The organism is Auritidibacter sp. NML120636 (genome assembly GCF_003185945.1).
Lineage (GTDB): Bacteria > Actinomycetota > Actinomycetes > Actinomycetales > Micrococcaceae > Auritidibacter > Auritidibacter ignavus.
This window is the reverse complement of the sequence record NZ_QHLO01000002.1, coordinates 216,433-238,662: the sequence shown is the minus strand read 5'-3', so window position 1 is coordinate 238,662 and position 22,230 is coordinate 216,433. Positions and strand designations below refer to the sequence as shown.

Sequence of the window (22,230 nt, the reverse complement as noted above, 5' to 3'; positions counted from 1 at the left end):
CCGCATAGAATAGGGGACGTGTTTGGACGTAAGAAGACTGAGAAGACTGCTGAGGTCGACGAGGTAGAGGCCACCATCGAGCCGGTGGTGGAGAAGAAGAACTCGAAGACGACCCCCGCTAAGGGTGCCCCGACCCCGAAACGTCGTGATCAGGAGGCAGCCAACCGTCGCCCGCTGATTATGGATAACCGCAAGGAGGCCAAACGGGCCCAGCGCCAGGCGGTCGCCGAAGAGCGCGCCAAAATGCGTCGTGCCATGGAGACCGGCGATGAGAAGCACATGCCCTATCGCGATAAGGGTCCCCAGCGGCGTTATGCCCGGGACTTTGTGGATGCCCGCTATGGGATTAGCGAGTGGCTGATGATCATGGTGCTGGTGTTCTTATTGCTGTCTTTTGTCCAGATTCCAGAGGTCCAGGTCTTTATTTCGGTGGGCCTGATGGTGCTGGTCGTGGTCGTGGTGGTCGAAGGCTTCTGGGTCGGCCACCAGCTGAAGAAACGTCTGACCGAGAAATTTGGGGAGCTGGAGCGCGGTGTGCGCTGGTACGGTGCCATGCGCGCGTTGCAGTTGCGCCGGTTACGCCTGCCGAAGCCCCAGGTCAAGCGTGGGGAATTCCCCCGCTAACCCGCTCGTGACGCCAAGCGCTCAGGTTATTGCGCAGATCCCGGTTGATCCGGTAGACCCACAGCGGTCCTTGATAGAGGAAGGCCGTATAGCCCTGCACTAAGTCAGCTCCGGCACGCAGGCGCTGGATAACATCCGCTCCGGTGGTCACTCCCCCGACGGACATCACGGCCAGCGAGGATCCAGTGGCATCCAGGTGGGCACGCAACAGAGTGAGCACATCCAGGGAACGCTGGCTAAGGGGTTTGCCGGACAGTCCCCCACCGCCGTAGGACTCCACGGTGGTCGGGTCGGTGACCAGGCCCTCACGGGAGATCGTGGTGTTGGTGGCCACCAAACCGTCCAGCCCGAGTTCCCCGGCCAGGTCAGCCACCGCCAGCACATCCTCATCGGCGAGATCGGGGGCGATTTTCACCGCCAATGGCACGTGACGGCCGGTAGATTTCAGCGCCTGATCGCGCACCGCCGTCAGGATCGGACGAAGCGCTTCCACGGCCTGGAGTTGCCGGAGACCGGGGGTATTGGGGCTGGAGACGTTGACCACCAGATAGTCGGCGTGGCGAGCCAGCCGATCGGTGGACTCGCGGTAGTCTTCCACGGCGTTGTCGAGTGCGACCACTTTGGTTTTGCCAATGTTGACCCCGAGGATGGGGCGGTGGGTCCCAAACCGGCGGGTGAGTTTTTTCCGCGTTGCAGCCAGCCGGGGTTCAATAACGCGGGCCCCGGCGTTGTTGAACCCCATACGGTTGATCAGGGCCTGGTCCTGAGGTAGTCGATGCATTCGCGGTGCCGGGTTGCCGGGTTGTGGTTGGGCGGTGATGGTGCCGACTTCCACGTGCCCGAAGCCCAGGTCCATCAGCGCGGCAGTACCCCGGCCTGCTTTATCGAATCCGGCGGCCAGCCCGAAGGGCGAGGGAAACTCCAGGCCCATCACCCGCGTCCGCAGGGCCGGGTCAGCAGTAGCGAGCTTTCGGTACGCTAAAGAGAGACCAGTTGATTCCGCTGAACGGATGGCCTGAAATCCGATCCCGTGTGCTCGCTCGGGTTCCATGTTCTGGAAGACCAGCCGGAAGACCTCCGGGTAGATCCGTGGTGTGCCAGACAGGTTCCAGTCGGTGGATTCAGCGGTCATGCCATCATTGAACCATATTCTGTTTCGCCTCGTCGTGATCCTCTCCGCCTGCTCTCTGACCGCGACCTGATTCAGCCGAAGGTGTCCTGTATGTCCGAGCAACCGATTCATCCTGCACCAGATCAGCTTCCGGATTACCTCACCGATACTGCCCCGGGGGTGTGGGAACCCGACATCATGCGGGGATTTCAACGGCTATCTTTGCCCCTGGGCTATGACGACCAGGGCCCGGTCTCGGCCACCCTGGTGCGCCGTGCGCCGGCAGACGTTGACTGGAGCCTCCCGGTGCCCGGGCGTAACTGCAGCGCCGAACCAGACACGATTCCGGTGCTCTCGGTACACGGGTGGTCGGATTATTTCTTTAACGCCGATGAGGCCGAGGCCTTCGAGCAGGCCGGCTACCGGTTTTACGCCCTGGACTTGCGCAAATATGGCCGGTCGTTGCGGAGCTATCAAACCCCGGGATTCATTGACTCGCTGTCCAATTACGATGATGAGATTCGCGCCGGGCTGGCGGTGCTGGACCGGTTGCATCCGGGACAGCGGCCGGTTCTGCTCGGGCACTCCACGGGGGCGTTGACCTTATCGCTGTGGACCCAGCGACATCCGGGGCGGATTCGGGCGCTGATCATGAATTCGCCGTGGTTGGAGTTGCAGGGCAACTCGTGGGTGCGCGGCATGGCCCAGGCGGTGATGGAGCCGTTGAGTAAGATCTCGCCGAACTCGATGGTGAACCTGCCGCACACGGATAGTTACTGGCAGTCACTATCGGCCCAGGCGCACGGTGAGTGGAACCTGCACCCGCTGTGGCGGCCCCGCTACTCGTTTCGGGTGCCGCGGACCTGGCTAATCGCGGTACTGACCGGACACCGTCTGGTGGCCAGTGGTCTAGAGATTCGGGAGCCGATTTTGGTACTGACTAGTCGGGACACGAAGTTCACCATGAAGTATCAGCCCGAGGTGCAACGGGCTGACGCGGTGATTGATGTCAAGGTCACGGCCGACCGGGCCGCGCACCTGGGACGAACGATGACGCTGGTAAAAATCACCGATGCGCTCCACGATGTCTTTGCCTCAGCACCCGAGGTTCGTCGGGAGGCGCTGACCGTGGCGACCACCTGGTTGGAGTGGGCCTTGGGCTGGCCGGAAGTCTAAACGTTGCTCCGCTGGGCTTGCGGCGGTGGTTACCGGCCGGTGATCTGGTCGACGGCTACGCCGTAGCGACGATCCCGTCGGGCGTAGGTTTCGACGGCTTCCCACAGCGTACGGCGGTCCACATCGGGCCAAAGGGTGTCGGTGAAGACCATTTCGGCATAGGCAGATTGCCATAGCAAGAAATTTGAGGTGCGCTGCTCTCCGGAGGTGCGCAGAAACAAATCTACGTCGGGCACATCGGGTTCATCCAGGTGGGCGCTGATGGTGTCCTCAGTAATGTGCTGTGGCTTCAGCTTCCCGGCAGCCACCTGCGCGGCGATGGTTTTGACCGATTCGGTAATCTCGGCGCGTCCCCCGTAATTGACGCACATCATCAGCTGACAGCGGTCGTTGTCCCGGGTGAGTTCCTCGGCGGCGCGTAGCTCGTTGACCACCGAGTTCCACAGTCGCCCGTGTTGACCGTTCCACCGGATGCGCACACCCCAGCTGTTGAGCGTGTCGCGTTGGCGACGCAAGACGTCCCGCGAAAAGCCCAAGAGGAACCGGACCTCGCTGGGAGAGCGTTTCCAGTTCTCGGTCGAGAAGGCATACACCGAGACGTATTCGATGCCCAGCTGGAGGGCACCGGCCATCACATCCAGTAGCGCAGCTTCTCCGGCCCGGTGCCCTTCGGTGCGCGGCAGTCCTCGCTGATTGGCCCAGCGACCGTTTCCATCCATCACGATCCCCACGTGGCGGGGCAACACCTTGGCAGGAAGTTGTGGCGGTTGTGCTCCCGAGGGGTGGGGTGCGGGATCCAGGTAGTCGGTACGAGTCACGGTGGACAGGGCCTTCCGATGGGTCAGAGCTCGCGCTGGTTCATGACCTGCAGCGAGTGCAGGTTTTGTTCAACATGGAATCTTAAATATTGTGCCACGATCGCGGAGGCCTCCTCGATGACACGACTGGGGTCCAGCTCGTGGGCTGTGGCATCGGCCAACGCCTGCCCGGCAGCATCCCAGTCACCGGTGGCCAGCGCGGCCAACAGGCTGATGGCCTGCCGGCTGGGTGCCAGCGCGCCCTGGGGCCGGCAGTCGAAGCACACGGTCCCACCCAGCAGGATGGAGACTTGCACGTGAGGTCCCGGCGCCCCACACGAGACACAGTCACCGAAGTGGGCACCCCATCCGGCCAGCGCCAGGGCCCGGAGCAGGTAGGAGTCCATAATCAACCGCGGCGGGTGCTGGTGTTTGGCCAGTGCGGCCATTGCCCCATAGAGCAGTCGATAGTGCTCGGCGGTCGTGGGCGTGTCCTCTGCTCGGGTGAGTCGTTCGGCAGTTTCGACCATCGCGGAGGCAGCCCCGTAGGAGTCGTAGTCGGCGGCAATGATGGCCCCGTAGGGGTGGATGGTTTGAGTTTGGGCGATGATGTCTAAGGATTTTCCGGGCACTACTTGCAGGCCGGTGTGCATAAATGGTTCCAGGCTGGACCCGAACTTCGAGGTGGTGCGCCGCACTCCGCGGGCCACGGCCCGAATCTGGCCGTGCGTGTTGCTCAGTGCGACAATAATCCGGTCGGCCTCGGCGAGTTTATAGGTGCGTAGCACGATCGCATCGCACCGGTAGCTCTGAGCAACATAGCTGGCCCCGGCACGACGCGATCGGCTACCACCGGATCCACCACGAGTCTTACTCAGCGGTGGCTTCCTCATCCCGAATGAAGCGGTTCACCGCGGAGGTGACGGCTTTCAGTGATGCGGTGGAGGTGTTGTGGTCCAAGCCCACGCCCCACAGCACGCGGTCGCCAATCGCGCATTCGACGTAGGCGGCCGCCATGGCCTCGCCACCTTCGGACAGCGCGTGTTCGGTGTAGTCCAGCACGCGCACATCCACCCCGGCGTCGTGGAAGAGCTTCACCATCGCCGAGATGGGGCCGTTGCCCTCGGTGGAACGGCTGTGGACGGTGCCATCGACCATCATCTCCACGGTCATCGAGAACTCGCCGGACTCGGTGGTCGTCGAAGAAGAGGAGACGAACTGGTAGCGGCCCCAGCGGTCGGCTTCTTCTGGGCTGGGCAGGTATTCCTTGGTGAAGACCTCCCAGATTTGGTCGCCGGAGATCTCCCCGCCCTGAGCGTCGGAGAGGTCTTGGATCACCCGGGAGAATTCGATCTGGGCCCGCCGTGGCAAGTCCAGGTGGTGCTCGGAGCGCAACAGGTAGGCCACCCCGCCCTTGCCGGACTGGGAGTTGACACGGATCACGGCCTCGTAGCTACGACCCAAGTCTTGGGGATCCACCGGCAAATAGGGCACTTCCCAGACCAGATCGTTGACGTCCACGCCCTTTTCGGCGGCGGTGGCGTCCATGGCATCGATGCCCTTCTTGATTGCATCCTGGTGGGAGCCGGAGAAGGCGGTAAAGACCAGGTCCCCGGCCCAGGGCGAGCGGGCGTGGACCGGCATCTGGTTGGCGTATTCGGCCACTCGGCGGATCTTGGGCATATTGGAGAAGTCGATCTCGGGGTCGATGCCCTGGGTGTAGAGGTTCATGCCCAACGTCACCAGATCGACGTTACCGGTGCGTTCGCCATTACCGAATAAGCACCCTTCAATCCGGTCGGCCCCGGCCATATAGCCCAGTTCGGAGGCGGCCACCGCGGTGCCGCGGTCATTATGCGGGTGCAGGGAGAGGATGATGGAGTCGCGATGGGCCAGATTGCGGTGCATCCACTCGATGGAGTCGGCGTAGACGTTGGGGGTAGCCATCTCCACGGTGGCCGGCAGGTTGAGAATCATCTGCCGGTCTGGGGAGGCCTCCAAGACCTCCATCACGGCCTCGGAGATTTCGGCGGCGAACTCCAGCTCAGTGCCGGTGAAGGATTCCGGGGAGTATTCGTAGACAATCTCGGTGTTTTTCAGCTGGTCTTCGTATTTGCGACACAACCGCGCACCCTGGGTGGCGATATCGATAATCCCGGCCCGGTCTTCACGGAACACGACCCGGCGCTGGACGATGGAGGTGGAGTTGTACAGGTGGATGATGGCCCGGGGCGCACCTTCCACGGCTTCATAGGTGCGTTCAATCAGGTGTTCCCGGGACTGGGTGAGCACCTGGATGCTGACGTCGTCGGGGATGCGGTCTTCTTCAATCAGCTGGCGAACGAAACGGAAGTCGGTTTCAGAGGCCGAGGGGAAGCCCACCTCGATTTCCTTATACCCCATCTCGACCAACAGCTCGAACATGGCCAGTTTACGGGCCGGACCCATCGGGTCGATCAGGGCCTGGTTCCCATCGCGCAGATCCACCGCACACCAGCGGGGCGCTTTGGTGATGACCTGATCCGGCCAGGTTCGGTCCGGCAACTCCACAGTGATGTGGTCCTGGAAGGGAACGTATTTGCCGATGTTCATACCCGAGGGTTGTTGACGATTCTCCATGAGATGTTCCTGCCTTTGTGAAAGCTTTGTGTGAGTTCAATGCTGTGGCAGGCCGTGAGTCAATACTCCGTAACGGGGTCCGGCCTCAAGTGAAGTTGTTGCGTTTAGTCCATCACCTTGGCCCCGCTACGGCACGATAGTAGCAGGGTGAGAGCCGAGAGAACCGGTGAGGAACGCATACCGCAACTCTAACACGTGGTGTGTGTTCTCAGTGATGGCTGCCACGCCGGGTCAGTATCCGGGGTGGTGCCGCAGGTCGTCGTCTCAGAGGTCCTCAAAGCCGACCCGGCGCATTTGTTTGGGGTCGCGTTGCCATTCTTTGGCGACTTTGACCCGCAGGTCCAGGTACACCTTGGTGCCCAAGAGTTTTTCAATCTCGGCCCGGGCCCTCGCCCCGATTGTGCGCAGCTGGGCTGCTTTCGTGCCGATGACGATCGCTTTCTGAGAGTCACGCTCCACGTAGATGGCGGCGTATACATCGGTGATGGGTGCTTTGGTGTGGCGTCGAGACGCGCGCTGCCCGTCTCCGGCGTCGTGTTGCGCGGTGGTCTCCTCGTCGCGCTCGCGCAGGCTCATCTCCTCGACCACCACGGCCAGGGAGTGTGGGAGTTCGTCGCGGAAGTCTTCCAGGGCGGCTTCTCGGATGAGTTCAGCGACCATGACCGTGTCGGCTTCATCGGTGAGTTCATCGTCCGGGTACAGTTTCGGGGATTCGGGCACGTAGTTGGCCAGCACCGTGGCAACGGTGTCGACCTGGAAGGCCGTCAAAGCCGAGACTGGCACGAGCTCGGCGAATCCCCCGTGCTCGGCTAGCATCTCATCGCCCAGCGCCTGGACGTGAAGTAGCTTCTCCCCGAGGTGTTGTTTGGTGACTTTATCGGCTTTGGTGACCAGCGCGATCACGGGGGTGTCCTTCAGGTAGGACAGTTGGGTGACGATGAACCGGTCGCCGGGGCCGATGGCTTCATCGGCGGGCAAACACAATCCGACCGCGTCCACCCCGGCCAGGGTTTCGGCCACCAGGTCGTTGAGCTTTTCTCCCAGGAGCGTGCGGGGCCGGTGGAGGCCGGGGGTATCGACCAGGATCAGCTGGTAGTCCTCGGTGGAGATGATGCCACGGAGCACCCGCCGGGTGGTTTGGGGCTTGGAGGAGGTGATGGCCACTTTGGTGCCGACCAGCGCGTTGGTGAGGGTGGATTTTCCGGCATTGGGCCGACCCACCAGGCTGATGAACCCGGCCCGGTAGCCGGGAGTGTTGTCGGCGGGATGCTGGGGTGCGTGGTGATCGTTCATCGGTGTCCTGGGGTGTGTCTAGCTGGCCTCGGAACTGGTGGCGGATTCGGTCTCGGCGCCGGTCTCGACATCGGTCTCGGTCTCGGAAGGATCCTGGTCGGTACCACGCCGGTCTCGTTCGGTCACCCAGACCCGGATCTGGTCGACGCGGTTGCGTCGGGGTTCGAGGCTTTCGACCTCGAGTCGAAGGTTTTCGATCTCCACCGTGGAGGATTCGATGGGGATGCGGCCGAGATGTTTGGCAAACAGACCGCGCACCGTATCCACATCGTCGTTGTCATCCATCGACAGATCAAAAGTTTCGGTGAAATCGGAGACGGACATGGACCCGGTGACCAAAAATTCCCCCGGGGCGACCGGGGTGACATCGTCGCGGTCGTCCACATCGTATTCATCGGAGATATCCCCAACGACTTCTTCAATGAGGTCTTCGAGTGTGACCACGCCGGCGGTACCGCCGTATTCGTCGATGACCAGCGCCACGTGGGTGGAGTCGCGTTGCATTTCTTGTAGCAGCGACCACACGGTCTTGGATTCAGGGACGAAGGAGATACTGCGGGCAATGTGGTCAACCCTGGCAGAGGTGTCCATCTTGGTGCGGTGGATGGCCCGGACCACGTCTTTGAGGTAGACGATGCCGAGAATGTCGTCGGGAGATTCTCCGGTGAGCGGGATGCGGGAGTAACCGGAGCGGATGAACAGGCTCAGGGCATCCTCCAGGGTGGTGCCGGTCTCGATCCAGATCACGTCGATGCGGGGAACCATCACCGAGCGCACCAGCGTGTCGTCGAGCTCGACCACCGATTGAATCATGTCGGCCTCTGACGGGTCGATAATATCGGCATCTTCGGCCCGGGAGATGAACTCGCGGAAGTGACGGTCGTGAATTTCGTCGAGTTCTTCGTCCTCGGTGTCGTCATCGTCGGTGGACGCCACCACCCGACCCGGGATGGGGCCGAGGATTTGGCGCAGGGTACGTACCAGCCGGGCGGTAAGGCGCACCACGAGAGATTCGTGGCGGGAGGCTAGATCACGCGGGGTAAACAGCAGGTGCAGGCCTGCGACCATCAGCATCGCCAGGCTGGCACACAGCATGGTCAGCCACAGGTTGTCGGTGAAGAAGTCGATGAGCATGGTGACACACAGTGCGACTCCGGTTTGGAAGAAAGCCCGCCAGAATTGCAACGCGAACAGGTGCTCTTGCAGGTGGGAGACCACTATCAGCGCTGGGTTCTTTGGTCGGGTAGCGACGATGTCTTCGGCTTGCCGGTAGGAGATGTAGCCCAGGGCGATTTCAGCCAGGGAGAGCACCCAGACCAGCCCAAAGCAGGCCAGTACCAGCAGGATCAGGATCGTTATAGTCAGCATCTGGTGTGTTATCCTTTAGTCCACGGTCGGTGCCGGTGCCGGGTAACCCAGGAATGCGGTCAGCAACCGGTTTTGGAGTGTGAACATTTCCTCGCGTGCTGCGGGGTCTTGGTGGTCGTAGCCGAGTAGGTGGAGCACGCCGTGGGTGAGCAGCAGTGCCATTTCATCGGCAGTCTCGTGTCCGCCGGCGCAGGCTTGGTCGGCGGCGACGACTGGGCAGAGTACCACATCTCCTAACACCCCATCGGTGGGTTCCTCGGCGGTGCCGGGGGTCATGCCGTCCATCGGGAAGCTCATCACGTCGGTGGGCCCGGGCAGCTCCATCCAGTCCAGGTGGAGTTGTTCCATCGGACCCGGGTCCACGCAGACCACCGAGAGCTCGGTGGTCTCTGCCAGGTGCAATGCGGTGAATAGGTGCTGGATGAGATGGTAGAGACGGTCGGTGTCCACGGGGGTCTGGGACTCGTTGACCACATCGACGTGTGGCAGGGCGTCAGCAACGGACATGGCAGACCATTACCTTCCGGATTTCCGGGCGTTGCGTGCACCGCGGGCAGGACGCGAGGCGCCGGCGGGTTGGTGAGTTTCATAGGCGTCGACGATCTGAGAAACCAGACGGTGGCGAACCACATCCTTGCTGGATAGGCGCACGATGGCAATATCGTCGATCCCCTCCAGGTATTCCACGGCTTGGGCCAGCCCGGAGTCGGTGCCCCGGGGCAGATCGATTTGAGAGGAGTCGCCGGTGATGACCATATGAGAATTGAATCCCAGACGAGTCAAGAACATTTTCATCTGTTCCGAGGAGGTATTTTGGGCCTCGTCGAGAATGATGAAGGCATCGTTCAGGGTGCGACCGCGCATATAGGCCAGCGGGGCGACTTCAATGGTTCCGGCAGCCATCAGGTGCGGAATGTTTTCGGGATCGACCATATCGTGCAACGCGTCGTAGAGCGGGCGCAGGTAGGGGTCGATTTTCTCGGACAGGGATCCGGGCAAATAGCCCAAGGACTCGCCAGCCTCGACCGCCGGGCGAGTGAGAATAATGCGGTTAACTTCCCGGGCCTGCAGGGCTTGGACCGCTTTGGCCATGGCCAAATAGGTTTTACCGGTGCCAGCTGGGCCGAGCCCGAAGGTCACGGTGTGCTCGTCGATGGCTTGCACATAGCCCTGTTGGTTCAGCGTCTTGGGACGGATCTGCTTCCCCCGGGAGGAAATAATCGCTTCGGTTCCCACACCGATTCGGGTACCGGAGGCGGTCGCGCCGGCGCCGAGGCCGGCCACTCCCCCGGCATGGGTCTGTGCTTGGGCGACATCAGCCATCCGGGCCTGGTGCCGGACACCGGAGATGGTGGCTTCAATCAGCTGGGCGCCGACGGTGGTGCCACCGGCGGCGATGGAACGCAGTTCTTCGAGTACGCGGTGGGCTTGCGTCACCGCGTCGTCGGCGCCAGAGAGCACTACGGTTTGGTCACGTAGTGCGATGGTCAGCTCCGGGTAGATACCGTCCAAGACACGCAGGGCAAGGTCTTGGGGTCCCAAGCTGGCAATCATCTGCTCGGCAGAGGAGAAACTAATGGTGTTGTGGTTGGTGATCTCAGCCAAGAGTTCGGTGCACTCTCCGTCAGGGGGTCAAGGTCGTGTGCTCAGACGTTGTGGTCAAGTCTACTCGCTTCACCGACGCGACGGTGATCCCTCACCCGGTGGCCTGGGGCGGATACCACCGGCCGAGTCGTTCATTGATCACCGCCACGGCGGCCGGGCCGGCGGTGGAGGCCCGCAGAATATGGGTCCCCAGCACGACGATGCGAGCCCCGGCATCCTGCAGTGCGGTGATTTCTGCCTGTGAGATACCACCTTCGGGGCCGACCACGATAGCGATCTCGGAGATGGCTGGACCGTCATGGTGTGCTTGCTGCATCGCGTCGGTGAGCATTTCACCCAGGTGCTCGGTGGCGTCTTGGTGGGTGACGAGCACCAGCCGGTTCCGATGCTGGGCTAGCTCGGCCACGGCGGTGCCACTGACCGGATCCCTGAGCTCAGGGATGCGGTATCGGCGGGACTGTTGGGCCGCGGTGAGTAGCTGGGACTGCCATTTGGTCACGGTTTTGGCTGTCTTGTCTGCTTTCAGCCGCACGATCGAGCGTTCGGCCTGCCAGGGAATCACCGCGTCCACGCCGAGTTCGACCGCGGTGGCCACCGCCAGCAGGTCGCGGTCTGCTTTGGCCAGGGCTTGGACTAAAACCAACCGAGGTGCAGGTGCCGGTTGGTGGGTGAGTTCCTCGAGACCGACCACGGCACAGGGCCCGGAGGTGTCCACCAGTTCTCCCACTCCCCCGGTGCCGGTCCCATCGGCCACCAGCACCCGGTCTCCTGGCGCCAGTCGCAGGGATTTCACCGCGTGCCGGGTGGTTGCAGCATCCAGTTCCACCTGGTCGCCGCGGCCTGTCAGCCCCTCCAAAGCCCCGGGGGCAACATAGAACAGCTGGTGCGTCATGGCCTGCCCGCACTCACCGCCGCCAGATGCTTAGTCGCGGTCACGGTTCTTTTTCTTCCGCCGGGAGAACAGGCCTTTGGATTCGGTCTGGCCGTGGACGATGTGTTCACTGCGGGCGGTGGCTAGTGCTTCCAACAGCTCGCGTTGCTTATCATCAAGCTTGGTGGGGGTCTCGACTTTCAGCGTCACCTTTAAGTCCCCGCGCCCGTTGCCACGCAACAGACCCACGCCCAGGCCCTTGAGAGTTTCGACCGAGCCGGATTGGGTGCCGGGTTTGACGCGGATCGTTTGTTCCCCGTCGAAGGTATCCAAGGTCAGATCGGTGCCCAGGGCCGCAGCCGTCATCGGCAAGGTCATGGTGGCGGTCAGGTCAGCGCCGTCACGGGAGAACACCGGGTGGTCTCCGACTTTGATTTCCACATAGAGATCGCCCTGGGGGCCACCGGCGGGACCGGCTTCACCACGACCGGCCAGCTGAATGCGGGTGCCGGTATCGACACCGGAGGGAATCTTGATGGTCAGCGACACCCGTTCGCGAACACGGCCCTGGCCACCGCATTCGTGGCACGGGTTGGGAATGGTGTCGCCAAAGCCCCGACAGCTCGGGCAGGTCTCGGCGGTCATCACCGTACCCAGAATGGATTGAACCGGGCGACGGATTTGGCCTTGGCCGTGGCAGGTTTCGCAGGTCTGAGTGCCGGTGCCGGGTTCGGCACAGGAGCCATCGCAAACGCTACAGCGTACCGCGGTCTGTAGGTCGATGGTTTTCTCTACGCCGAAGACAGCATCTTCGAGCTCGATCTTGACGTTAATCAGCGCATCTTGACCGCGACGGGTACGTGAGGCCGGGCCAGAACGAGCACCACCGCCACCGCCGAAGAAGGTGTCAAAGATATCGGAGAAGCCACCGAAGCCTCCTCCAAAGCCACCGGTCGCTCCGGTGCCGTTAGCGTTACCGGTCATATCGTAGTTACGACGTTTGGTCTCGTCCGAAAGCACTTCGTAGGCGGCGGTGACCTGCTTGAATTCTTCGGCAGCGTCAGGTGAGGGGTTCACATCTGGGTGCAGGGTGCGTGCCTTCTTCCGGTAGGCGCGCTTAATTTCTTCTGCCGAGGCATCTTTCGATACCCCCAGAACCTCGTAGTGATCTGCCACGGTGGAGTAACTTCCTTCCAATTTACTGAGCTAAGATTTTCGACAAGTAGCGGGCGATGGCCCGTACCGCAGACATGGTACCGGGGTAGTCCATCCGGGTTGGACCCACCACACCCAACATGGAACTGCTGTTGGGGCCATAGCCGGCTGCGACGACGGAGGTCCCCGACAATGACCCCTGGTTTTCGGTACCGATCGAGACGGACAACCCCCGCACGTCTTGTTGCATTTCGGCCAGTAGCTTCAGCAACACGACCTGTTCTTCCAGTGCTTCCAACACCGGTCCGATCGAGGATCCGAAGTCGGTTTGAGACCGAGCCAAGTTGGCGGTACCGGCCAAATAGATCCGGTCGCGCTGAGTGGAGGCCAACAACAGCTGGAGCTGGTGGGATAAATCTTCGGCCAGGCGCTGTTCTCTTCCGGGCACACCGGCCAGAATGCCCGGAATCACCGAGAGCGCTTCCTGGGCAGTGAGCCCGTTGAGCTGGCGGACGAAGATGTCGCGCACCACCTGGACGTCGAGGTCATCTTCCTGATCGGCGACGGTGAACATGCGCTGTTCGATTTTCCCGGTCGAGAAAATCACCGCAACCAGTAGGCGGTGTTCGGCTAACCAGACGAGCTCGAGGTGACGAATCACCGCGGTATCGGTCTTGGGAAACTGTGCGACGGCCACTTGGTGGGTGAGCTGGGCCAGTACCTGCACGCTGCGGGTCATGACCTCATCGAGGTCTTCGGTGGTGATGTCCAAGACGGCCTGCACGGCACGTTTTTCTGCTGCCGAGAGCGGTCGAATCTCGGAGATGCGGTCAACAAAGTACCGGTACCCTTTATCGGTCGGGATCCGCCCGGCCGAGGTGTGCGGGGCAACAATAAGCCCTTCATCTTCCAAATCGGCCATATCGTTACGCACCGTGGCCGAGGAGACGCCGAGGTCGTGACGATCCACCAGGGCTTTGGAACCGACTGGTTCCCGGGAGGCGACATAGTCTTCCACGATGGCCTGCAAGACTTTCATCCGGCGCGGTAGCTCGCTCATCTCACCGTCCCTTCTGCTCACCCTGTTGATGGTCGTGCGTATCTTCCACAAATTAGCACTGTCGGACGCCTAGTGCTAATTCTAGTAGCCCGCTGTGGTGATGTGCAGTCTCACCGGCGGTGCTTCGCTGGCAGACAAACGTCCGGTGGTAGTCTCACCGGGAACCGAGTGGACCACGTCACCGACGACGTGCCAGCGAAAGGGAGTGCTGATGGAGTGGGATCAGTGGGGACCAGAGACTCTGGCAACAGATCAGGCTCGGCGGGCCCGGCAGGCCGTTGTTCCCAAGGTTCCCGCTGCTAAGAATCTGGTGGTCGAGGATGCTACCACTGGTTTCACCGGAGCGATGATCCGGCTAGAACGGGTTGGTGGGATGATCGTGGTGGTCTTAGAAGATCGTCGCGGTGCGACCAAGTCTTTCCCGTTGGGCCCGGGATTTCTGATCGACGGACAACCGGTTGAGCTGGTGATGCCGACCAAGACGAAGAAACCGGCCGAGCCGGGACACCGTCATGCTCGCACTGCCTCAGGGTCTCGTCAGGCTCCGGTAACGCGGGCGAAGGTCGCCCGCGCCTCCCGGATTTGGGTGGAAGGTGTCCACGATGCCGAGCTGGTGGAGAAGATCTGGGGCGATGATCTGCGGGTTGAAGGGATTGTGGTCGAACCGCAACACGGTATTGACGAGCTGGCCGGTGCGGTCGAAGATTTTGGTCCGGCTCCGCGACGCCGTTTGGCGGTGTTGCTGGATCACCTTGTGCCCGGGTCCAAAGAGTCGGCGATTGCCGAGCAGACCATGACGCTTCCCGGGGCTCAGGGCAATGTGCTGATTGTGGGTCATCCGTATGTCGATATTTGGCAGGCGGTCAAGCCACAGGTGATTGGCCGGCAGCAGTGGCCGGTCATCCCGAAGGGCCAATCCTGGAAGGCCGGGATTCTCGAATGGTTGGGGCTACCGCACAAGGATGCAGAGGATATAGGGCTGGGTTGGAAACAGATTCTGGCCCGGGTGAGCAACTACGCGGACTTGGAACCGGCATTGCTGGCCAAGGTCGAACAAATGATTGACTTTGTCACCGTGGAGCCCGCCTAGCTCTCGGACCTGATCGTGTTCTTTACACGAAATTCAGGTTGTCCTCCTATACTGATGGTTGAATTCGCCCGGATTCACCTGACGAAGGGACCGGACGTGATGGCATAAAGCTGAGACAGTAGCTGTGACAGCTCGGAGAGAAAAGGTGGAACTCGTGTCCCAGTACTCGGGAAATACTTCTGGCCCCCAGCAGAATGAGACGTCAGAGCCGAAACCGCTGACTCCCTCCGAGGACCGTCAGTGGGCCGCTGTCGCACATTTTGGTGCCATTTTGATGTTCATCCCCTCACTGGTGATCTACTTGGTCTTCCGCGAGCGTGGCCCCTTCACCGCCCAAGAATCGAAGGAAGCCCTGAACTTCACTTTGCCATTGTCGGTGGTGGCTATCGTGCTGAACGTTTTGTCCTTGTTGCCGGTGATCGGCGCGATCTTCGCTGTACTGACCGTGTTGATTTGGCTGTTTATGACCGTTTCCGGTGTGGTGGCCGGTATCGAGGTCAATAAGGGTCGCCCCTACCGCTACCCGGTCAACCTGCGCCTGATCAGCTAGTCAGCTAGATATCGGCCAGCTGGCGGGTGATGGCATCCCCCAGTAACCGTCCGTGTAGGGTCGGCACTAAGCGACCTCTCTTCACAGCGCCTGGTTCTAATAATCCCTGTCGCAGTAGCTCGGGAATCTGTTCTTGTTCTGTTGGACTCAGCTCTGAGATGGCGAGTCCTTCGGAAAGGCGGATCCCGAGCATAATATTTTCCAGGTGGCGTTCTGCCTCATCGGGTTGTTCCATCCCAACCGCGGCAGGCACCCCCGAGCTCAACCGTTGCGCATAAGCCAGCGGATGCTTGGCATTCCACCACCGGATGCCGGCTAAATGCGAGTGAGCTCCGGGGCCCGCGCCCCACCAGTCCTGATTACGCCAGTAGGCCAGATTGTGTTCTGCCCGATGCACTCCGGTGCCTTCCGGATCATGAGCCCAGTTGGAGATTTCATACCAGCGGTACCCCGCCTGGCCCAGTAGCTCCTCGGCCATCACGTATTTATCGGCCTGGTCGTCCCCGTCGGTATCGGGGTAGGTGCCACGCCGAATTTGGGCCGCCAATTTGGTGCCTTGTTCAACGATGAGCCCGTAGGCAGACAGATGTTCCGGGGCCTGCTCAATGGCGACCTCAAGGCTCTGTTGCCAATCTGCCAGGCTCTCCCCCGGTGTGCCAAAGATCAGGTCGAGGGAGACCTCCAGCCCGGCCTGTTTTGCCCAGACCACCGCCGGGGGAATATTGGCCGGGGTGTGTGACCGGTCGAGGACTTTCAGTACGTGGCCGACCGCCGACTGCATGCCCAGCGACAGCCGGGTGAATCCTCCCTCGGCCAGTTCGGCGATCGAGTCCTCGGTAACGGTATCCGGATTGGCCTCGGTGGTGATTTCCGCCTGCGGTTTGATACCGAAGAGCGCCCGGGCTCGCTCAACAATCCGGACCAGGTCTGTGGCAGGCAATAGTGTCGGGGTCCCGCCTCCAAAGTAGACGGTATGAATCGGCCGGTTCGGAATGCCCGAAGCATCCATCCGCTCCCGGGCCATTTCCAGTTCCTGTAAGACCGTTGTGGCGTAGGTGTCGTGGGAGGCTCCGGGCCCAAAGTCGGTGGCCGTGTAGGTGTTGAAGTCGCAGTACCCACACCGGACGGTGCAAAACGGGATGTGCACGTACAACGAGAAGGTCCTGGGTGTTCCCGCTGTCAGCGACTCGGAGATGCGCTGACCGACGTCAGCGGGAAACAGCGGGGAGTCAGGAACCCCGTAGCCCTGCAGGTCGATGTGTGGCACGAGATCGTCAGGCCTCCTGGAGGCTTAGTCGCCACCGTCGGTGGACAGAGCAGCAATGAAAGCTTCCTGTGGCACTTCCACGTGGCCGACCATCTTCATCCGCTTCTTGCCTTCCTTCTGCTTCTCCAACAGCTTCCGCTTACGCGAAATATCGCCACCGTAGCACTTGGACAGCACATCTTTGCGGATAGCCCGAATATTCTCGCGGGCAATAATCCGGGAACCAATGGCTGCCTGAATGGGCACCTCGTACTGCTGACGCGGGATGAGCTCTTTGAGCTTTCCGGTCATCTTGACCCCGTAGGCGTAGGCGTGGTCACGGTGGGTGATCGCTGAGAACGCATCGACCGTGTCGCCTTGAAGGAGCACATCCACCTTGACCAGGTCCGCTTCTTGGTCGCCATCGCGTTGCCAGTTCAACGAGGCGTAGCCCCTGGTCCGGGATTTCAGCTGGTCAAAGAAGTCGAAGACAATTTCGGCCAACGGGATCCAGTACCGGATCTCGACACGCTCTTCGGACAAGTAGTCCATACCTTGAAGCTGTCCGCGCTTACCCTGGCAGAGTTCCATGACCGCACCGATAAATTCGCTGGGCACAATCACGGTGGCTTGCGCCATGGGTTCACGCACCGACTGGATCTTGCCTTCGGGAAACTCTGACGGGTTGGTAACATCAACTTCGGTGCCGTCTTCGGTAGTGACCTGGTAGACCACGTTGGGCGCGGTAGAAATCAAATCCAGGTTGTATTCGCGTTCCAGACGTTCGCGCACAATCTCCAGGTGGAGCAATCCCAAGAATCCGACACGGAATCCGAAACCGAGCGCCACCGAGGTTTCGGGCTCATAGTTCAGCGCAGCATCGTTGAGCTTGAGCTTATCCAGGGCATCACGCAGGTCCGGGTAATCCGAGCCATCAATGGGGTACAGACCGGAGAACACCATCGGCTGAGGCTCCTCATAGCCACTAATCAGGTCCTCGGCCGGATCGTGGGCCGAGGTAATGGTGTCACCGACTTTGGATTCGCGCACATCTTTGACGCCGGTAATCAGGTACCCGACTTCACCGACCGACAAGCCCTCGGCTTGGATGGCATCGGGTGAATACACACCCAGTTCCTGGAGTTCGTAGGTACTACCGGTGGCCATCATCTTGATCTTCTGGCGGGGTTGGAGTTCGCCGTCGACCATTCTCACGTAGGTAATCACACCACGGTAGCTGTCATAGACCGAGTCGAAAATCATCGCCCGGGTGGCCGCATCGTGATTGCCCTCAGGTGCGGGGGTGGACCGGACCACTTCATCGAGCAGTTCTTCCACGCCTTCACCGGTTTTACCCGAGACGCGGAGTACGTCGTCGGGTTCCACACCGATCAGGTTGGCGATCTCTACCGCGTAGCGGTCGGGATCAGCTGCCGGAAGGTCAATTTTATTAAGCACCGGGATAATGGACAGCTCGTGTTCCATCGCCAAATACAGGTTGGCTAGCGTTTGAGCTTCAATCCCTTGGGAAGCATCAACCAGCAGAATCGCCCCCTCACAGGAGGCTAGAGAGCGGGAGACTTCGTAGCTGAAGTCGACGTGCCCGGGGGTGTCGATCATGTTCAGCACGTAGTTGGTGCCTTCATAGGCCCAGGGCATGCGCACGGCTTGGGATTTGATGGTAATCCCGCGTTCGCGTTCAATGTCCATCCGGTCCAAAAACTGGTCTTTCATCTCCCGGGGAGTCACCACGCCGGTTTTCTGCAACATCCGGTCGGCCAGGGTAGATTTACCGTGGTCGATGTGGGCGACAATGCAGAAGTTTCGAATCTGCACCGGGTTGGTCGACCCAGGACGGGGCGGATCAATAGCCTGTGGCGACAAGGGCAACATCCTTCATCGATGACAATGAATAAGGTCTAATGGTCTATTGTCTCATGATTGCACCAGGGTGCCAGCCAGTGTATGTGCTCAGTGCCACCGCACACCACGAAGAATCCGCACGCTGTTGCGTGGTATGATGGTCAGCTGTGTGTCCGCGTAGGTCGACGGGCACCCTGTGTCGAGCTTTCCTAGGTGCCCCCACACCGCTCAGTCGCTCGGGATAGGAAACTCCCTCAACCGACCAATCCTCGACAGAAGTTAGGACCATTTCCGTGGCCAATATTAAGTCGCAAAAGAAGCGTATTCTCACCAACGAAAAGGCTCGTCGTCGCAACAATGCGTACAAGTCCGAGCTGAAGACTCACCTGCGCAACCTCGATGCAGCCGTTGAGTCCGGTGATAAGGAAGCCGCCTCGAAGGCTCTGGCCGTAGCCAGCCGTAAGCTGGACAAAGCCGTGAGCAAGGGTGTCATTCACAAGAACCAGGCCGCAAACCGCAAGTCCGGTGCTGCCGCCAAGGTTCAGAAGATGGACGCCTAATCTAGACGTTTAAGTCTGCACATCTGGCCGGGGACCTCGCGATCGCGTGGTCCCCGGTTTTGTTTAACGCTAGTTACCGTCTGAGCTGGTAAGACGAAAGAGCGCGAGACCCTGTCGATAAAATCCGATCTGACTCATGAATCCCCCACAGAAATATATGACTTCTCGTCCCTCACATCTCAGCACCTCAACGAGATCGCTTTGAAAAAATCCGGTTGCTTTCGTTATGATTTAGTTCACATTAGTCAAGCTATCTAGACAGGCCTACGCGACACATCCAACGTTGAATCGCCGGCCCGCAAATCATCTCGTCACTCGCTCTTGAACAGAGGACCGCTATGACAACTCAACAACACGATCCGGAGCCAAAAGTAGCTTCCGCCGATAGTGTAGCTACCACGCCGAGAGACGGACGCTTGGTACGGTCACTCCAATGGCTTGAGAAGATCGGCAACTATCTGCCGCACCCGTTCTGGCTGTTTATAGCGTTAGCCGTTCTTGTCCTTGTCCTTTCGGCCGTTCTTGAAAGCGTTGGCCTCAGTGCTGTGAATCCGGCCGACGACGAGCACGTAGCTGTCCAATCGTTGCTCAACCCCGCGGGTTTTCAGCGGATGATTGAAGATGCGATAGCTAACTTTGTCGAGTTCCCGCCACTTGGCATCATCATCACGGTCATGCTTGGCGTGGCTGTCGCCGAAAGCTCGGGACTGATTAGCAGTGCAATTCGGGTCATTGTTTCTCGTGTCTCGACCAAATGGCTCACATTTACTATCGCTCTGACTGGCGTCACCGGTTCTGTGGCCTCCGACGCAATCTACGTCATTTTGATTCCTTTAGCAGCCGCCGCGTTCAAGGCCGCCGGTCGCTCCGCAGTGCTCGGCGCAATCGTTGCCTTCGGTTCAGCCTCGGCGGGATACAACTCGTCACTACTAATTACTGCAGTGGATCCCGTCCTGGCCGGTATTAGCACGAGTGCAGCTCATATTATTGACGATGAATACGTCGTGTCCCCAGTTGCCAATTACTTTTTCTCTATGGCGTCTGCCGTAGTCCTCGCCACCCTGGTCACCCTTGTTGCTGAACTCTTGCTGGTGAAAATGACTCGGCGCTTCCGTGACGAAGAAGATCGAGCAGGAGGCGCGGCGACCGCAGTACTCCAAACGGGTCGGGATACAGATGCAGATACTGCGATCGATGACGACGAATCGCTACTGACGTATACGAAGAAAGAAGTCCGTTCTCTGGGATGGACAGCACTTGCTATCGTGCTCTTCCTGGCTATCTATTTCGCTCTACTGTTCATACCAGGTTCTCCGATGCAGGCTGAAAGTGGAGATGCGCTGGACTCTCCGTTACTTACCGACATCGCGTTACCAATCGCACTGGCATTCTTCGTCGCCGGTGTCACCTATGGCCTGGTGAACGGAACTATACGCAAACTACACGATGTCCCGGACATGATGGCCAAAGCGATTAAAGAACTGGCACCCATCATTGTTATCTTCTTTGCGGCAGCACAATTCATCGCTTACTTCAGATGGTCAAACATGGGCGAGGTAATGGCCATTAACGGTGCAGAGTTCCTGTCGCAGGCCAACTTGCCGACAATCGTCCTCTTTGGCGGAGTGGTGTTATTGGTCGCGGCGCTAAACTTCTTTATCACCTCCGGATCTGCTCAATGGACACTCATGGCACCCGTTTTGGTACCTATGCTGATGCTGATCGGGATTTCTCCGGAAGTTACTCAGATGTTGTTCCGCATCGGTGACTCGCCCACCAATATCATTTCGCCGATGAGCCCGTATTTCGCCCTCGTCTTAGGGTATCTGCAACGGTACTATCCGCGTGCCGGAATCGGCACACTGATCTCCATGACCTTGCCGATCTCTATCGCGTTGCTAGTCGGCTGGTTCCTTTTCTTTATGGTCTGGTACGCCATCGGAATTCCCCTAGGCCCCGGCGTTCCCGTCCGCTAACGTTTGATTACCGCCAGCCCACAGGAAGGCTTCTCCCGCGATGCCCGCCACGACGGATGCCGTTGAGAACTACATCAACTCACACCAACAGGAATTTATCGACGACCTCAGAAGGGTTGTCACAGCGGAAACGCCCAGTAACGACAAAGCCCTGCTGGATAGTGGTCTCGAAGTGATTCGCCATACTGTGATTTCCCGTACTGGAGAACCTGACGCTGAATTCAGGAATTCGCACACCGACTACGGCGATGTCTTGAAGCTACACTGGCACGGTCGTACCGCCGAAGACCACACTGATAGCATCCAGCAAGCAGTACTGGTGCTGTGCCATTACGATACGGTGTGGCCACAGGGCACGATCGATGACTGGCCACTCAAGGCCGACGGAGACAAACTTTCTGGTCCCGGAGTCTTGGATATGAAGTTCGGGATCATACAACTCGCCTGGGCGATCAGAGCAATGAAAGCACTCGGGCAGGCGTTCCCGCCCGTCACGTTATTACTCACGGGGGACGAAGAGATCGGATCGCTCTCATCGCGGCACTTGATCGAGGACGTGGCATCGAGATCGAGACTCACTTTAGTCACCGAGCCCAGCGCCCAGGGGCATCCCAAACATGAACGCAAAGGCGTGATGTTTGCGGATGTTAGGGTATATGGGCGCCAGTCGCATGCGGGGTTGGAACCAGAAAAAGGTGCCAACGCTATCCACGCGCTCGCGACAATAATCAGCGATATCACCAGTCTCGCCGATCCCGAGCAGGGTACCACCGTCAACGTGGGAGTTATCAATGGTGGCACAGGACGCAACGTCGTTGCAGGATTCGCCGAAGCTCTCGTGGATATTCGAGTGACCACGCTCGAGGAACAACAACGAATTAATCGCCAGTTACCAGCGCTAAAATTACCTGAACCTTTTGCCAGTGATGATCGGCTCTCCCTCGAGATTGAGATGGGCGCAGGCGATAGACCACCGATGACGCTCAATCCCGCTTCTGAAAGGGCGCTCTACCGTGCACTAGAAGTAGGCAAGAGGCTGGGCAGAGAACTTTCACCGAAGGCCGCCGGTGGTGCTTCTGACGCCAATTTTGTCGCCGCACGTGGCTTGGCGGTGATAGATGGTCTTGGAGCCGACGGCGAAGGACCTCACGCATTTCACGAGCATATCTTGATCTCCTCCATCGCTCCGCAAACTGCGCTTCTCGCGGGTATTATTCAAGGCCTGGGCTAGAGACAGCTTTTGAGCGACACCTCATAAATTTTGTC

20 protein-coding genes are annotated in these 22,230 nt (G+C 59.9%); 7 read left to right on the top strand and 13 right to left on the bottom strand.

What is annotated here, in order from left to right; translation table 11 throughout:
* Positions 1 to 18 precede the first annotated feature (18 nt).
* Positions 19 to 624, top strand: a complete 606-nt coding sequence (locus tag DCC25_RS02870) for a DUF3043 domain-containing protein (RefSeq protein ID WP_110098379.1) — start codon at positions 19 to 21, stop codon at positions 622 to 624.
* Here the strand turns inward: DCC25_RS02870 and DCC25_RS02865 are convergent.
* The gene (locus tag DCC25_RS02865; RefSeq protein ID WP_110100543.1) at positions 599 to 1,756 is read right to left on the bottom strand and encodes a quinone-dependent dihydroorotate dehydrogenase; all 1,158 of its coding nucleotides are present in this window, start codon (positions 1,754 to 1,756) and stop codon (positions 599 to 601) included. The two genes, DCC25_RS02870 and DCC25_RS02865, sit on opposite strands and share 26 nt — an antisense overlap.
* Before the next feature lie 90 nt (positions 1,757 to 1,846).
* On the opposite strand from DCC25_RS02865, the gene DCC25_RS02860 reads away from it, so the two are divergent.
* Positions 1,847 to 2,911 (top strand): alpha/beta hydrolase, encoded by a 1,065-nt coding sequence (locus DCC25_RS02860; RefSeq protein ID WP_110098381.1) that lies wholly within the window; start codon positions 1,847 to 1,849, stop codon positions 2,909 to 2,911.
* A 29-nt stretch (positions 2,912 to 2,940) separates the two neighbouring features.
* Here DCC25_RS02860 and DCC25_RS02855 read toward each other — a convergent pair whose 3' ends face one another.
* From DCC25_RS02855 to hrcA, 10 genes are all read right to left on the bottom strand, one after another.
* Complete coding sequence (locus tag DCC25_RS02855; RefSeq protein ID WP_233487867.1) at positions 2,941 to 3,729, bottom strand: isoprenyl transferase; 789 nt, start codon at positions 3,727 to 3,729, stop codon at positions 2,941 to 2,943.
* Between the two features lie 23 nt (positions 3,730 to 3,752).
* Positions 3,753 to 4,601, bottom strand: coding sequence for a DNA repair protein RecO (recO, locus tag DCC25_RS02850; protein ID WP_110100542.1), 849 nt, complete (start codon positions 4,599 to 4,601; stop codon positions 3,753 to 3,755).
* Positions 4,579 to 6,327: a 2-isopropylmalate synthase gene (gene leuA / locus DCC25_RS02845; RefSeq protein WP_110100541.1), complete on the bottom strand. Its 1,749-nt coding sequence runs from the start codon at positions 6,325 to 6,327 to the stop codon at positions 4,579 to 4,581. Before leuA ends, recO begins: the two co-directional genes overlap by 23 nt.
* Positions 6,328 to 6,591: 264 nt before the next feature.
* On the bottom strand, positions 6,592 to 7,620 hold the full coding sequence (gene era, locus DCC25_RS02840) for a GTPase Era (protein ID WP_110100540.1): 1,029 nt from the start codon (positions 7,618 to 7,620) through the stop codon (positions 6,592 to 6,594).
* Between the two features lie 18 nt (positions 7,621 to 7,638).
* On the bottom strand, positions 7,639 to 8,988 hold the full coding sequence (locus DCC25_RS02835) for a hemolysin family protein (protein WP_110100539.1): 1,350 nt from the start codon (positions 8,986 to 8,988) through the stop codon (positions 7,639 to 7,641).
* A 15-nt stretch (positions 8,989 to 9,003) separates the two neighbouring features.
* Positions 9,004 to 9,495 carry an rRNA maturation RNase YbeY gene (ybeY, locus tag DCC25_RS02830; protein WP_110100538.1) on the bottom strand — a complete coding sequence of 164 codons (492 nt, stop codon included), beginning with the start codon at positions 9,493 to 9,495 and terminating at the stop codon, positions 9,004 to 9,006.
* 9 nt (positions 9,496 to 9,504) lie between these two features.
* On the bottom strand, positions 9,505 to 10,542 hold the full coding sequence (locus tag DCC25_RS02825; RefSeq protein WP_110100600.1) for a PhoH family protein: 1,038 nt from the start codon (positions 10,540 to 10,542) through the stop codon (positions 9,505 to 9,507).
* Between the two features lie 142 nt (positions 10,543 to 10,684).
* Complete coding sequence (locus tag DCC25_RS02820; RefSeq protein WP_110100537.1) at positions 10,685 to 11,485, bottom strand: 16S rRNA (uracil(1498)-N(3))-methyltransferase; 801 nt, start codon at positions 11,483 to 11,485, stop codon at positions 10,685 to 10,687.
* Between the two features lie 30 nt (positions 11,486 to 11,515).
* The gene (gene dnaJ / locus DCC25_RS02815; RefSeq protein WP_110100536.1) at positions 11,516 to 12,640 is read right to left on the bottom strand and encodes a molecular chaperone DnaJ; all 1,125 of its coding nucleotides are present in this window, start codon (positions 12,638 to 12,640) and stop codon (positions 11,516 to 11,518) included.
* A 22-nt stretch (positions 12,641 to 12,662) separates the two neighbouring features.
* Positions 12,663 to 13,679 (bottom strand): heat-inducible transcriptional repressor HrcA, encoded by a 1,017-nt coding sequence (gene hrcA / locus DCC25_RS02810; protein WP_110100535.1) that lies wholly within the window; start codon positions 13,677 to 13,679, stop codon positions 12,663 to 12,665.
* A 211-nt stretch (positions 13,680 to 13,890) separates the two neighbouring features.
* Between hrcA and DCC25_RS02805 the strand changes: the two genes are divergently transcribed.
* The gene (locus tag DCC25_RS02805) at positions 13,891 to 14,769 is read left to right on the top strand and encodes a DUF3097 family protein (RefSeq protein ID WP_110100534.1); all 879 of its coding nucleotides are present in this window, start codon (positions 13,891 to 13,893) and stop codon (positions 14,767 to 14,769) included.
* A gap of 154 nt (positions 14,770 to 14,923) precedes the next feature.
* Complete coding sequence (locus DCC25_RS02800; RefSeq protein ID WP_233487865.1) at positions 14,924 to 15,319, top strand: DUF4870 domain-containing protein; 396 nt, start codon at positions 14,924 to 14,926, stop codon at positions 15,317 to 15,319.
* Positions 15,320 to 15,323: 4 nt separating this feature from the next.
* Here the strand turns inward: DCC25_RS02800 and hemW are convergent, their stop codons facing one another.
* Positions 15,324 to 16,586, bottom strand: a complete 1,263-nt coding sequence (hemW, locus tag DCC25_RS02795; protein WP_370443902.1) for a radical SAM family heme chaperone HemW — start codon at positions 16,584 to 16,586, stop codon at positions 15,324 to 15,326.
* Between the two features lie 24 nt (positions 16,587 to 16,610).
* The gene (lepA, locus tag DCC25_RS02790; protein WP_110098515.1) at positions 16,611 to 18,449 is read right to left on the bottom strand and encodes a translation elongation factor 4; all 1,839 of its coding nucleotides are present in this window, start codon (positions 18,447 to 18,449) and stop codon (positions 16,611 to 16,613) included.
* A gap of 272 nt (positions 18,450 to 18,721) precedes the next feature.
* Here lepA and rpsT point away from each other — a divergent pair, with 272 nt between their 5' ends.
* The 3 genes from rpsT to DCC25_RS02775 all read left to right on the top strand — a co-directional run bounded on the left by rpsT (position 18,722) and on the right by DCC25_RS02775 (position 22,195).
* Positions 18,722 to 18,988 (top strand): 30S ribosomal protein S20, encoded by a 267-nt coding sequence (gene rpsT, locus DCC25_RS02785; RefSeq protein ID WP_110098392.1) that lies wholly within the window; start codon positions 18,722 to 18,724, stop codon positions 18,986 to 18,988.
* Positions 18,989 to 19,326: 338 nt separating this feature from the next.
* On the top strand, positions 19,327 to 20,964 hold the full coding sequence (locus DCC25_RS02780) for an AbgT family transporter (protein ID WP_110100533.1): 1,638 nt from the start codon (positions 19,327 to 19,329) through the stop codon (positions 20,962 to 20,964).
* A gap of 40 nt (positions 20,965 to 21,004) precedes the next feature.
* Entirely contained in the window at positions 21,005 to 22,195 is a 1,191-nt protein-coding gene (locus DCC25_RS02775) for a M20 family metallopeptidase (RefSeq protein ID WP_110100532.1), read from the top strand.
* Positions 22,196 to 22,230: the final 35 nt, after the last annotated feature.

What these genes read in the sequence shown, in the direction of transcription:
- hrcA (WP_110100535.1), bottom strand. Translation starts at nt 13,679, where the DNA reads ATGAGCGAGCTACCGCGCCGGATGAAAGTCTTGCAGGCCATCGTGGAA.
- DCC25_RS02775 (WP_110100532.1), top strand. Translation starts at nt 21,005, where the DNA reads ATGCCCGCCACGACGGATGCCGTTGAGAACTACATCAACTCACACCAA.
- DCC25_RS02865 (WP_110100543.1), bottom strand. Translation starts at nt 1,756, where the DNA reads ATGACCGCTGAATCCACCGACTGGAACCTGTCTGGCACACCACGGATC.
- leuA (WP_110100541.1), bottom strand. Translation starts at nt 6,327, where the DNA reads ATGGAGAATCGTCAACAACCCTCGGGTATGAACATCGGCAAATACGTT.
- DCC25_RS02780 (WP_110100533.1), top strand. Translation starts at nt 19,327, where the DNA reads ATGACAACTCAACAACACGATCCGGAGCCAAAAGTAGCTTCCGCCGAT.
- DCC25_RS02820 (WP_110100537.1), bottom strand. Translation starts at nt 11,485, where the DNA reads ATGACGCACCAGCTGTTCTATGTTGCCCCCGGGGCTTTGGAGGGGCTG.
- ybeY (WP_110100538.1), bottom strand. Translation starts at nt 9,495, where the DNA reads ATGTCCGTTGCTGACGCCCTGCCACACGTCGATGTGGTCAACGAGTCC.
- DCC25_RS02835 (WP_110100539.1), bottom strand. Translation starts at nt 8,988, where the DNA reads ATGCTGACTATAACGATCCTGATCCTGCTGGTACTGGCCTGCTTTGGG.
- era (WP_110100540.1), bottom strand. Translation starts at nt 7,620, where the DNA reads ATGAACGATCACCACGCACCCCAGCATCCCGCCGACAACACTCCCGGC.
- DCC25_RS02860 (WP_110098381.1), top strand. Translation starts at nt 1,847, where the DNA reads ATGTCCGAGCAACCGATTCATCCTGCACCAGATCAGCTTCCGGATTAC.
- DCC25_RS02805 (WP_110100534.1), top strand. Translation starts at nt 13,891, where the DNA reads ATGGAGTGGGATCAGTGGGGACCAGAGACTCTGGCAACAGATCAGGCT.
- recO (WP_110100542.1), bottom strand. Translation starts at nt 4,601, where the DNA reads ATGAGGAAGCCACCGCTGAGTAAGACTCGTGGTGGATCCGGTGGTAGC.
- DCC25_RS02825 (WP_110100600.1), bottom strand. Translation starts at nt 10,542, where the DNA reads ATGATTGCCAGCTTGGGACCCCAAGACCTTGCCCTGCGTGTCTTGGAC.